The following is an 11,777-nucleotide window of genomic DNA, read 5'->3' as shown; positions in this document are numbered from 1 at the left end:
GCTGTGGCTTCGAACGCTTACTTGTTGAAGAGGGCGTTGACCTGGTTGTTGGCTTCGGTGAGGGAGCTGGCAGGCTTCTTGCCGGAGAGGACGGCGTCCATGGCCGGCTTCATGATGCCGTCCACCTTGGCTGCCTTATCCGCGATCGGGAACAGGAACGTGGTTTCTTCCTTGACGTGGGTGGTGAAGGCGGAGACGTCGGTGCCCTTGGCCTTGAATGCTTCGGCTGCCTTGTCGGAGGAGCTGGTGAGAGCCGGGAACACGACGCCCTTGGAGGCTACGACGTCCTGGCAGGCGGTGGAGGCGAGGTATTCGACCCACTTGATCGAGGCTGCCGGGTTCTTGGTGCCGGCCCAGACGGAGTCGGCCAGGCCGTTGAACATGCTGGCGCGCTTGCCTTCGGGGCCCTTCGGGGTGGGGGCGAACGCGGTCTTCACGCCCTTGTAGCTCTTGTACTGGCCGATCAGCCAGTCACCCGTGGTGTTGATGGCAGCCTTGCCGGCGCCGAAGTTGTCCGCCAGGCTGGCGCCGACGGTGGTCTCGAGCTTGGGCATGTAGCCCTTCTCGGTCAGTCCGGCCCACCAGGCGATGGTCTCCTGGAACTTGGGGTCGTCGTAGTTGAACTTGGTGCCCCAGGGGTTCTTGTCCGTGGCGCTCCAGCCGGTGGTGGCGCTGAGGAAGCTCCACTCGGTCTGGCCCTGCCCGGAGCCGCTGCCGGCCAGGCCGAGTCCGTAGACGGCCACCTTGTTCTTGTCGAAACCTGCCTCGTCGCCGCGCACGCCGTTCTTGTCCACGGTCAGGTGCGCGATTGCCTTCTCATAGCTGCCGCCGTCCTGCGGGTTCCAGTCCAGGTTGGCCATCTGCTCGGCGGTCAGGCCGGCGGAGTCCGTCATGGCCGTGTTGTAGAAGAGGCCCACGGTGTCCCAGTCCTTGGGCAGTCCGTAGCGCTTGCCGTCCTGGCCCACCCAGAGCTCGGCGAGTCCCTTGGTGTAGCTCTCCAGCTTGATGCCGTCCTTGGCCACCGCCTCGTCGAGGGAGAGCAGCTGCTTCTTCGCGGCGTATTCGGGGTACTTCGAGAGGTGGTTGGTGAAGACGTCGGGGGCGGTGCCGGCGACGAAGCCGTTGGTCAGTGTGGTCCAGTAGTCATCCCAGCCGCGCTGGGTGATCTTGACCTTGATGTCTGGGTTGGCCTTGTGGAAGTCATCGGCGCACTGCTGGTAGGCCGGGAGCTGGTTGGCGTCCCACAGCCAGTAGTTGATGTCGCCCTTGGCCTCGGTGGAGGCCGGGGCGGACCCGCCGCAGGCGGAGAGGGAGATGGCGATGGCTGCAGCGGCAGCGACGGCGCCGAGGGTCTTCTTCATGGTGGACCTTTCATGGAAGTGCTTCTTTGAGGGGAATGCTTGTTGACGGGCGGTGCGTATGAAGGGCACTGAGGGTTGGGCCGGGGTTACTTGATGCCGGAGAAGCCGATGGAGTTGACCACCCGCTTGCCGAAGGCGATGAAGAGCAGGAGGACGGGCAGGGCCGCGATCAGGGTGGCGGCCATCAGGCCGGACCAGTCGGGGGCGCCCTGGGGGGACTGGGACTTGAAGACGCCCAGGCCCACGGTGAGGACGCGGACGCTTTCGTCCTGGCCCACCAGCAGCGGCCAGAAGTACTCGTTCCACTGGCCGATGAAGGTCAGCAGCGCCAGGGTGGCCAGGGGGGCCGCGGCGTTCGGGAGCACGATCTGGAAGAAGATCCGCACGTGTTTGGCGCCGTCGAGCATGGCGGCCTCTTCCACCTCGCGGGACATGGAGAGGAAGAACTGGCGCAGGAAGAAGATGGCGAAGGGGGTCATGAACAGGAACGGCAGGGCCAGGCCGGCGAAGGTGTTGAGCAGGCCGAGGTTCTTGATCATCAGGAAGTTGGGCAGGGCTGTGAAGATTGGCGGGACCATCATGGTGGCCAGGAACAGGCCGAACACCACGTTCCGGCCCGGCCAGCGCAGCCGGGAGAAGGCGTAGGCGGCCATCGCGCTGAAGAAGACCTGCCCGGCGGTGGTGACGGTGGCGAAGATGACGGAGTTCCGCAGATACAGCCAGAAATTGATGGCGGCGCCGGAGCCGCCCTCGGCGATTGCTTCCTCGGGGCTCTGCAGCCCCAGGACCCGCTTGAAGGCGCCGAGGCTGAAGTCGGCCGGCAGCAGGTTGCTGGCGTTCGAGGCCAGGGAGGCATTGCTGGACAGTGCGGTGCGGAGCATCCAGAGGAACGGCGCGATCGTCACGACGACGGCGATGGCGACGAGGGTCCAGGCGCCGACGCGGCGCCAGTTGACCGGTTTCCTGGGAGCGGGGACGCTGGAGACGGGCTTCTTACGGGAAGGGGCGGAGGTAGTCATGGCTGGGGTTCCTTAGTCCAGATCCGATTCGTTGCCCTTGAGGAACTTCATCTGGACGAAGGCCACAAGAGCGAGAATGACGAAGAGAATGACGGACAGGGCCGAGGCGTAGCCGAAGTCGGATTCACCGAAGGCCTTCTGGTAGATGTACATCTGGATCACGCGGGAAGCATTGATCGGGCCGCCGCCCGTGGTCACAGCCACGGTGTCGAAGACCTGGAAGGAGCCGATCACGGTGACCACCAGGACCAGCACCAGCACTGGGCGCAGGAGCGGCATCGTTATGCTCCAGAAGGTCCGGGTCGGGGAGGCGCCGTCGAGCGAGGCGACCTCGTACACGTGGTTGGGAATGGACTGCAGGCCGGCGAAGATCAGCAAGGCGGTGTAGCCCATGTGGCGCCAGACGTTGACGCCGGCGATGGTGGGGATGGCCCATTGCTCGCTGCCGAAGAAGGCGATGCGCGGCAGGCCCATCCAGTTGATGATTTCGTTGACGATGCCGAGTTGGTAGTCGAGCATCCAGAACCACAACAGCGCGACGATCACGTTCGCCACAAGGAAGGGCAGCAGCAGGGCGCCGCGGATAAGCGTGGACTTGGCGACGTTGTGCATCAGCAGGGCAAGTCCGAGTGCGATGGCGGTCTGGAAGCCGATGTTCAGTGCCACGTACTGGACCGTCACGGCCATGGCGTTCCAGAAGAGATCGTCCGCGAAGATCGCTGTGTAGTTTTTGGTGCCGATCCAGGTGGGATCCCCCAAGACGCTGTACTCGGTGAAGCTGAGGTAGACGCCGCGGATGCTCGGCACCAGGTAGAAGGCAACGAAGCCGAGCAAGGCCGGGGCGATGAAGAAGAGGGCGACCCTCAGGTCGCTCCGGGGCCGGCGCCGGCGGCGGGGGGCAGCGTTGCCCGTTCCCGGGCCGGTCGCCTTGCGGGCCGGGGCGGCTCCGCGGGCAGTTGTGGTGGTCATTGGTGGTTCCTCCGCAGTTACGTGGATGCTGTGACGTGGATTACAACTGAGGCTTGAATCTACACGAGTAACTTTCCAATGCGCAACCGTTTCTTTTATGTTTCCGGGCGGAAAATTTCTGCTCATCGTCTGCTATTGACTCGAGTAGAAACTGGTGTGAAACTTGCGTGCATGACTTTCTCACTAGGCATCGTCGGCGCCGGACAGTTTGCAGGCGCCTTCGCCAAACTCTTCGACGCCCATCCCGCGATTTCAGAAGTCCATGTCACCGACGTCCTGCCGGAACGGGCCGAGGCCCTCCGTGAGCGGCTCGGCCTGGCGGGGACCTATCCCAGCTTTGAGGCCATGCTCGACGGCGGCCTCGACGCGGTGGCGATCTTCACCCAGCGCTGGACGCACGGCCCGCTGGTGCTGCAGGCGCTCCGGGCGGGCAAGCATGTGTATTCGGCAGTGCCGATGGCCATCAGCGAGGACGAGATCGCCCGGATCATCGAGGCCGTCCGGGAGACGGGCCTGACCTACATGATGGGCGAGACCAGCTACTACAACCCCGCCACCGTCTATGCCCGCAAGCGCAAGGCTGAAGGCGCCTTTGGCCGCATCTTCTACGCCGAGGGCGACTACGTCCACGACATGGATCTCGGCTTCTACGAGGCCTACCAGTACAGCGGCGGGGAGGACTGGAAGAGTACCGCCAGCTACCCGCCCATGTTGTATCCGACCCACTCCACCGGCGGGGTGCTGGGCGCGATCGGCGGCCATGCCGTCAGCGTCAGCTGCATTGGCGTCCCCGACGAGCGCGGGGACGGTGTGTTCGACAAGGACGTCAGCATGTTCGGCAACGACTTCTCCAATGCCACCGCGCTGTTCGAGCTTTCAACCGGCGGGTCCATGCGCATCAATGAGATGCGCCGCGTCGGCTACCCCTCCCACCTGCGCGAAAGCCGCTTCCGTTTCTTCGGCACCGAAGCCAGCTTCGAGCAGTTAGCCCTGGTCAGTGTGTGGCAGGACAAGGAGTCTGTGACCGATGTCAGCGACGAACTGGCCACCCGGGCCACGCTCGCCGCGGACGATCCGGCGCTGGCCGGCGTCGCACCGGCCCTGCGTGACGCCTTCAGCTCCGGGCTGGCCGCCGTGCACGACGCCGGCCGGCTTCCGGCCGAGTTCCGCGGACTTCACAACGGGCACGAGGGCAGCCACCACTTCCTGGTGGACGACTTCGCCACGGCCGTCGACACGGGAACGCTCCCGCCCGTCAACGCCTGGGAAGCCGCCCGCTACACGCTGCCGGGGATCGTGGCGCACGAGTCCGCCCTCCGCGGCGGGGAGCGGTTGCCCGTGCCGGACCACGGCGACGCCCCCGTCCGGCTGCCTGCGCAGGGAACCAATGAGGAAGGCTTTGCCGGGGAACTCCGGCGGTAGCATGGTCACTGTGCCACACTCGCCCGCCTCCGCCAGGCCCACGATCACCCGAAAAGACGTGGCCAGGCTGGCGGGCGTCAGCACCGCCGTCGTCAGCTATGTGGTGAACGGCGGCCCCAAGCGGGTCTCCCCGGTGACGGCTGCGAAAGTCCGCGAGGCCATCAGCGCCCTGGGGTACCGTCCGAACGCCGCGGCGAGGGCACTGAAACTTGGCTCCAGCGAGATGCTCGGCATGGTGGTCCCGGACACCACCAACCCCTTCTTCGCCACTTTGGCCCGTGCCGTGGAGGAAGCCGCGGCGGCGCGCGGCTATGCCCTGCTGCTGGCGAACTCGGGCGGATCGGCGGCCAATGAGCGCCGCCAGGTCAGGAACCTCGCGAGCCGCCGCGTTGACGGGGTCTTCCTCTCCAGCGTGCTGTTCGAACCCGACCTGACCGAGCTGGAGCATTCGGAGATCCCCGCCGTGCTGCTCAACCACAGCACCGAGGTGCCGGGCTTCAACTCGGTCGGCGTGGAGCTGCTGGAAGGCTCCCGGCGTGCCGTCGAGCACCTGGTGGGCCACGGCCACCGCAACATCGCACTGGTCATGGGCATGAACGCCGGCAATGATCTCGATGCCCGCGAGGTCGGGTGGCAGCAGGGGCTCGCGGAGGCCGGTCTCCCGGAAGGACCCATCCTGCGCTGTGACTTCGACCGGCAGGGCGGCTACCGGGCCGGGCAGCGGCTGCTTGCGGCCGCGGACCGACCCACCGCCGTGTTCGTCAGTTCCGACCTGCAGGCCGTCGGCCTGCTGCGCGCCGTGTCCGAGGCCGGGCTTCGGGTCCCCGAGGACCTGGCGGTCTTCTCCTTCGACGGCTCGGCTGAGGCGGAGTTCAGCTGGCCGCCGCTGAGCACGGTCGCGCAGCCCGTCCAGGCCATGGCCGAGGCCGCCGTCGAAGCCCTCATTGGCTTTGACGGCGTGTCTCCCACCCGGAACAGGATCTTCCCCGTGGACCTGGTCCTGCGCGCGTCCTGCGGCTGCGCGCCGGTAGCGGCCGCGCCCGGGCCCGCCGCGCCGGTAGCGGCCGAGCCGGCCACGTAAGCTCCCCGCCGCGCACGTCGTTGCGGTTCCCGGCGTCGTTCCCTGCGGGCGTCACACCAGGATCCAAATGGACTATCGTTAGCGCTAACAGGAGCCGGAGGGCGAGCGACCAGCGGGCGCCCCGTGCCCTCCTATCGTTTGATTTCACAATTTGATTCAAGCCGGTGGACGGCACCGGAGCGAAAGGGGCCTCGCATGGGGAACAACAATGACCGGCGGCAGCCGCGGCTCGAAGACGTCGCAGCGCTGGCCAAGGTTTCCCACCAGACCGTCTCACGGGTGATCAACAACCACCCGAATGTCAGCACGGGAACAAAGTCCCGGGTCGAGGCGGCGATTGCCGAACTCGGCTACCGGCGCAACACGGCCGCCCGGAGCCTGGTGACCCGGCGCACCCAGACCATCGGTGTCCTCGCCTCCGAGCTCGGGCAATACGGCCCGGCGAATACCCTGCTGGGGGTCCAGCAAGCCGCCAGGGAAGCAGGGTATTTCGTGAGCATTGCCGCGATTAAGGGGGCCGCGGCGAAGGCCATTTGCGATGCGGTGCGGCACCTGACGGACCAGGGCGCGGACGGATTGATTGTGATCGTGCCGCACGACGGGACACTTCAGGTGCTCGAGGACCTGAACCTGGATCTCCCGGTGATCGTCGTCGGCGGAGCCGGAGAAGGGCGGTTGAGCGGCGCGATGGTCGACCAGAAGCTCGGCGCGCGGCTGGCCGTCGCCCATCTGATCAGCCTTGGCCACGAGCGGATCGGCCATGTCTCCGGACCGCTCGACTGGGTGGACGGCAAAGCCCGGGCTGACGGGTGGCGCGAGGAGTTGGCGGAAGCCGGCCTCTCCGACGAGCTTCTGGTCGAGGGGGACTGGAGTGCGGACAGCGGGTACCGGATCGGGCAGCAGCTGGCAGAACAGCGCAGCGCCACCGCAGTGTTCGTCAGCAACGACCAGATGGCGCTCGGGCTGCTGCGGGCGTTTGGCGAGAAGGGCATCCGGGTTCCGGAAGACGTCTCCGTGGTTGGCTTTGACGACCAGCCCGAATCCGCCTACTTCATGCCGCCGCTGACCACTGTGCGACAGGACTTCGAGGAACTCGGAAAGCGCTGTATGGACCTGATACGCGCCCAGGTCGAGGGTGATGCCGCCAGCGGCGCCCTGGTGGTCAAACCTGCGCTCGTGGTGCGCGCCAGCACCGCACCCCGTCCCCGTCTCTCCTAAGGGCCGAAGCCCTCCGTTCCGGCAATACGTGCCAGGCTTCTTGACAGCATGTTTGTTAGCGCTAACAATAGGGGAGTTCGCAATGTTGCGGAACCTATTGGAGGATTTGATGGACTTCTCAGTGGACGGAACCGAAAACTTTGTCATCGGCGTGGACTACGGCACGCTTTCCGGGCGGGCCGTCGTCGTCCGGGTCCGGGACGGCAAGGAACTGGGCAGCGGGGTCTTTGAGTACCCGCATGCCGTGGTCACCGGCGAGCTTCCGAAAGACACGGCTGGCGTCGCCGGCATCCGGCTTCCGGGCGAATGGGCCCTGCAGGTGCCCAACGACTACCGCGACGTGCTCCGCCGGGCTGTGCCCGCGGCGATCGCCGACGCCGGGATCGACCCGGCCGCCGTGGTGGGCATCGCCACCGACTTCACGGCCTGCACCATGGTCCCCGTCAAGGGCGACGGCACACCGCTGAACGAGCTTCCCAGATTCGCCAACCGCCCGCACGCCTACGTGAAGCTGTGGCGCCACCATGCCGCCCAGCCGCAGGCGGACCGCATCAACGCCCTGGCTGCGGAACTCGGCGAAAACTGGCTGCCGCGCTACGGCGGACTCATCTCCTCCGAATGGGAGTTCGCCAAGGGCCTGCAGTTGCTGGAGGAGGACCCGGAAAGCTACGCCGCGATGGACCGCTGGGTGGAAGCGGCTGACTGGATCGTCTGGCAGCTGTGCGGTAACTACGTCCGCAACGCCTGCACGGCCGGCTACAAAGGGATCTACCAGGACGGCCGCTACCCATCCAAGGAATTCCTGTCCGCCCTGAACCCGGACTTCAAGGATTTCGTCAGCGCCAAGCTGGCGCACACCATCGGCCGGCTCGGCGATGCAGCCGGCTATCTGACGGCCGAGGCCGCCGCCTGGACCGGACTGCCGGAAGGCATCGCCGTCGCAGTGGGCAACGTGGACGCCCACGTCACGGCGCCCGCAGCGAAGGCAGTTGAGCCCGGGCAGCTGGTGGCCATCATGGGAACCTCCACCTGCCACGTTATGAACGGTGCCGAACTGCGGGAAGTCCCGGGCATGTGCGGCGTGGTGGACGGCGGAATCGTCGACGGACTTTGGGGCTACGAAGCTGGCCAAAGCGGAGTGGGGGACATCTTCGGCTGGTTCACGAACAACGGCGTCCCGCCCGAGTACCACCAGGCAGCGGAAGCGGCAGGCCTGGGCATCCACGAATACCTCACGGAACTGGCCTCCCGCCAAGCCATCGGCGAACACGGCCTCATTGCCCTGGACTGGCACTCCGGCAACCGTTCCGTGCTGGTGGACCACGAACTCTCCGGCGTCGTGGTGGGCCAGACCCTCGCCACCAGGCCCGAAGACACCTACCGGGCCTTGCTGGAAGCCACGGCCTTCGGCACGCGCACCATCGTGGACGCCTTCCGCGACTCGGGAGTGCCGGTCAGGGAATTCATCGTGGCCGGCGGCCTGCTGAAGAACAAGCTGCTCATGCAGATCTACGCGGATATCACCGGCTTGCCGCTCTCCACCATCGGCTCAACCCAGGGGCCCGCCCTGGGGTCGGCCATCCACGCCGCCGTGGCCGCAGGTGAATACGCGGATATCCGTGCCGCTGCGGCTGCCATGGGATCGGAGCCCGGCAGCATCTATATTCCCATTCCGGAAAATGTTGCCGCCTACGAAAAACTCTTCCAGGAGTACCGCACTCTGCACGACTACTTCGGCCGCGGCGGCAACAGCGTGATGCACCGCCTCAAGGCGATCCAGCGTGCGGCCAGGCCCTCGTTTGCCGCCGCTGCGGGCGCTCCGCAGCAGAACGCCGTCCCCGCCGTCCCCGCCGGCCCGGTCGCAGAGGAAGTGTCCGCATGAGCAACCTGCTGGAAAGCATCGCGGAGGTCCGTCGCGAGGTCTGCGAACTGCACGCCGAACTCACGCGCTACGAACTGGTGGTGTGGACGGCCGGCAACGTCTCCGCCCGCGTCCCCGGTCATGACCTGATGGTCATCAAGCCGTCCGGAGTCTCCTACGCGGACCTCACGCCCGGGAGCATGGTTGTCACGGACCTCTACGGCACGCCCGCGGAGGGCGACTGGAGCAACCCCGCCCTGTCACCGTCCTCGGACACCGCCGCGCACGCCTACGTTTACCGGCACATGCCGGAGATCGGGGGCGTGGTGCACACGCATTCGACCTACGCCACGGCCTGGGCCGCGCGCGGAGAGGAGATCCCCTGCGTGCTGACCATGATGGGTGACGAGTTCGGCGGGACGATCCCGGTGGGCCCGTTCGCGCTGATTGGGGATGACTCGATCGGCCGCGGCATCGTGGACACCCTGGCCCAATCCAGCTCGCCTGCCGTGCTGATGCAGAACCACGGGCCCTTCACCGTGGGCAAGGATGCCCGCTCGGCGGTCAAAGCCGCCGTCATGTGCGAGGAAGTGGCACGGACCGTCCATATTTCCCGGCAACTCGGCGAACCCCTGCCGATCGACCCGGCCCAGATCGACTCGCTTTACGCCCGCTACCAGAACGTCTACGGCCGCTAGGCCCAAGAAACAGGCCGCTAGGCCCACAACCAGGCCCCGAAGCCGCCGTCGCCCCAACCATCCGCAGGAGAAAACATGTCCAACGCCAACAACACGTCCCTTGAACAGTACGAGGTCTGGTTCCTCACCGGCAGCCAGCACCTCTATGGCGAGGACGTCCTCAAACAGGTCGCCGCCCAGTCCCAAGACATCGCTGACGCGCTGAACGCCTCCGCCGACGTCCCGGTGAAAATCGTCTGGAAGCCCGTGCTCACGGACTCGGACGCCATCCGCCGCACCGCCCTGGAAGCCAACTCCGACGACGCCGTGATCGGCGTGACCGCCTGGATGCACACCTTCTCCCCGGCCAAGATGTGGATCCAGGGCCTGGACCTGCTCCGGAAGCCGCTCCTGCACCTGCACACCCAGGCCAACGTCGAACTTCCGTGGGCGGACATCGACTTCGACTTCATGAACCTGAACCAGGCCGCGCACGGCGACCGCGAGTTCGGCTACATCCAGTCCCGCCTCGGCATCCCGCGCAAAACCGTCGTCGGCCACGTGTCCAACCCCGAGGTGTCCCGCCAGGTCGGATCCTGGCAGCGCGCCTCGGCGGGTTGGGCGGCCGTCCGGACCCTCAAGCTGACCCGTTTCGGCGACAACATGCGCAATGTCGCCGTCACCGAAGGGGACAAAACCGAGGCAGAGTTGCGCTTCGGCGTGTCGGTCAACACTTGGTCCGTCAATGAACTCGCCGACGCCGTGCACGGCGCGGCAGAGTCCGACGTCGACTCCCTCGTCGCCGAATACGAGCGGCTCTACGACGTGGCCCCCGAACTCCGCACCGGCGGCCCGCGCCACGAGTCGTTGCGCTACAGCGCCCGGATCGAGCTTGGGCTCCGCAGCTTCCTGGAGGCCAACGGCTCGGCCGCCTTCACCACGTCCTTCGAAGACCTCGGCGCACTGCGCCAGCTGCCGGGCATGGCCGTCCAGCGCCTCATGGCCGACGGTTACGGCTTCGGCGCCGAGGGCGACTGGAAGACTGCCATCCTGGTCCGGGCAGCCAAAGTCATGGGCGCCGGGCTCCCCGGCGGCGCCTCGCTCATGGAGGACTACACCTACCACCTCGTCCCGGGCCAAGAGAAAATCCTGGGCGCGCACATGCTGGAGGTCTGCCCGTCCCTGACCGCCGCTAAGCCGCGCGTGGAAATCCACCCGCTGGGCATCGGCGGCAAGGAAGATCCCGTCCGCATGGTCTTCGACACCGATGCCGGCCCCGGCGTCGTGGTGGCGCTGTCCGACATGCGCGACCGCTTCCGCCTCGTGGCCAACGCCGTCGACGTCGTGGACCTGGAGCAGCCGCTGCCCAACCTGCCGGTGGCCCGTGCCCTCTGGTCGCCCAAGCCGGACTTCGCCACCTCCGCTGCTGCCTGGCTGACCGCCGGAGCCGCCCACCACACTGTGCTTTCCACCGCCGTCGGCATGGACGTCTTCGAGGACTTCGCCGAGATCGCCCAAACCGAACTGTTGACCATTGACGACGGCACCACGATCAGGGGCTTCAAGAAGGAACTCGCCTGGAACGCCGCCTACTACAAGCTGGCCGGCGGTCTGTGACCGGGGACGAATACGGGCTCCGGCACGGGGAGTACACCGCCGTCGTCGCCGCCCGCGGTGCCGCGCTGCGGACGCTGCAGTTCCGCGGGCGGGACCTTATCGTCCCGTTCCCGGCCGGCGGGCCCAACCCGGACTTCCGCGGCGTCATCGTGGCACCCTGGCCGAACCGGATTCCCGACGGGACGTACACCTTTGGCGATGCGGACTACGAGCTCCCGGTCAACGAACCCGACCGGCAATGCGCCCTGCACGGCTTCACCCCGGAGCTGGAGTGGAAGCTGGAGTCCCGGACGGATTCCGCCGTGGAGCTCTCCTGCGCCGTCGGGCCGGTGCCGGGCTACCCCTTCGCGTTGTCGATCACCGCCAGCTACCGGCTGGCCAGCGGGGGCCTGCACACTGCCGTCACAGCAGCCAATGTGGGGCAGCGGTCCGCGCCCTACGGGGTCTGTCCGCACCCGTATCTGCTGGCCGGGCCGGCGCCGCTGGACCAATGGAGCCTCGAGGTGCCGGCACGGACGTTCCTCGAGGTCACGCCGGACCGGCTGCTGCCGA

Annotated in this window: 9 protein-coding genes and 1 pseudogene; 7 read left to right on the top strand and 3 right to left on the bottom strand. The window is 66.8% G+C overall.

Annotation, left to right across the window (positions count from 1 at the left end; translation table 11 throughout):
- Window positions 1-17 precede the first annotated feature (17 nt).
- The 3 genes from Y706_RS0121455 to Y706_RS0121445 form a co-directional block, all read right to left on the bottom strand.
- Window positions 18-1,361, bottom strand: coding sequence for an ABC transporter substrate-binding protein (locus tag Y706_RS0121455; protein WP_028278189.1), 1,344 nt, complete (start codon window positions 1,359-1,361; stop codon window positions 18-20).
- Between the two features lie 86 nt (window positions 1,362-1,447).
- Window positions 1,448-2,380 (bottom strand): carbohydrate ABC transporter permease, encoded by a 933-nt coding sequence (locus Y706_RS0121450; protein WP_028278188.1) that lies wholly within the window; start codon window positions 2,378-2,380, stop codon window positions 1,448-1,450.
- 12 nt (window positions 2,381-2,392) lie between these two features.
- A complete protein-coding gene (locus tag Y706_RS0121445; protein WP_028278187.1) occupies window positions 2,393-3,349 on the bottom strand; it encodes a carbohydrate ABC transporter permease in 957 nt (318 codons plus the stop codon).
- Window positions 3,350-3,520: 171 nt separating this feature from the next.
- Here Y706_RS0121445 and Y706_RS0121440 point away from each other — a divergent pair, with 171 nt between their 5' ends.
- The 7 genes and pseudogenes from Y706_RS0121440 to Y706_RS27055 all read left to right on the top strand — a co-directional run.
- The gene (locus Y706_RS0121440; protein ID WP_028278186.1) at window positions 3,521-4,771 is read left to right on the top strand and encodes a Gfo/Idh/MocA family protein; all 1,251 of its coding nucleotides are present in this window, start codon (window positions 3,521-3,523) and stop codon (window positions 4,769-4,771) included.
- Between the two features lies 1 nt (window position 4,772).
- The gene (locus tag Y706_RS0121435) at window positions 4,773-5,852 is read left to right on the top strand and encodes a LacI family DNA-binding transcriptional regulator (RefSeq protein ID WP_028278185.1); all 1,080 of its coding nucleotides are present in this window, start codon (window positions 4,773-4,775) and stop codon (window positions 5,850-5,852) included.
- A 195-nt stretch (window positions 5,853-6,047) separates the two neighbouring features.
- Entirely contained in the window at window positions 6,048-7,070 is a 1,023-nt protein-coding gene (locus tag Y706_RS0121430; protein ID WP_028278184.1) for a LacI family DNA-binding transcriptional regulator, read from the top strand.
- Window positions 7,071-7,179: 109 nt separating this feature from the next.
- Window positions 7,180-8,952: a ribulokinase gene (araB, locus tag Y706_RS0121425; protein ID WP_028278183.1), complete on the top strand. Its 1,773-nt coding sequence runs from the start codon at window positions 7,180-7,182 to the stop codon at window positions 8,950-8,952.
- On the top strand, window positions 8,949-9,629 hold the full coding sequence (locus Y706_RS0121420) for an L-ribulose-5-phosphate 4-epimerase (protein WP_028278182.1): 681 nt from the start codon (window positions 8,949-8,951) through the stop codon (window positions 9,627-9,629). The genes araB and Y706_RS0121420 overlap by 4 nt, the downstream gene beginning before the upstream one ends.
- A 75-nt stretch (window positions 9,630-9,704) precedes the next feature.
- Entirely contained in the window at window positions 9,705-11,225 is a 1,521-nt protein-coding gene (araA, locus tag Y706_RS0121415; RefSeq protein ID WP_028278181.1) for an L-arabinose isomerase, read from the top strand.
- A pseudogene (locus Y706_RS27055) lies at window positions 11,222-11,777 on the top strand (galactose mutarotase); the annotation flags it as partial. The gene araA and the pseudogene Y706_RS27055, both read left to right, overlap by 4 nt.

It is taken from the genome of Arthrobacter sp. I3, assembly GCF_000520575.1.
Classification (GTDB): Bacteria; Actinomycetota; Actinomycetes; order Actinomycetales; family Micrococcaceae; genus Arthrobacter; species Arthrobacter humicola_A.
This window is presented reverse-complemented; position numbering and strand designations above follow the sequence as displayed.

Coding starts and splice junctions, on each gene's coding strand:
- Y706_RS0121445 (WP_028278187.1), bottom strand. CDS start 3,349: ATGACCACCACAACTGCCCGCGGAGCCGCCCCGGCCCGCAAGGCGACC.
- Y706_RS0121435 (WP_028278185.1), top strand. CDS start 4,773: ATGGTCACTGTGCCACACTCGCCCGCCTCCGCCAGGCCCACGATCACC.
- Y706_RS0121455 (WP_028278189.1), bottom strand. CDS start 1,361: ATGAAGAAGACCCTCGGCGCCGTCGCTGCCGCTGCAGCCATCGCCATC.
- Y706_RS0121420 (WP_028278182.1), top strand. CDS start 8,949: ATGAGCAACCTGCTGGAAAGCATCGCGGAGGTCCGTCGCGAGGTCTGC.
- araB (WP_028278183.1), top strand. CDS start 7,180: ATGGACTTCTCAGTGGACGGAACCGAAAACTTTGTCATCGGCGTGGAC.
- Y706_RS0121450 (WP_028278188.1), bottom strand. CDS start 2,380: ATGACTACCTCCGCCCCTTCCCGTAAGAAGCCCGTCTCCAGCGTCCCC.
- araA (WP_028278181.1), top strand. CDS start 9,705: ATGTCCAACGCCAACAACACGTCCCTTGAACAGTACGAGGTCTGGTTC.
- Y706_RS0121430 (WP_028278184.1), top strand. CDS start 6,048: ATGGGGAACAACAATGACCGGCGGCAGCCGCGGCTCGAAGACGTCGCA.
- Y706_RS0121440 (WP_028278186.1), top strand. CDS start 3,521: ATGACTTTCTCACTAGGCATCGTCGGCGCCGGACAGTTTGCAGGCGCC.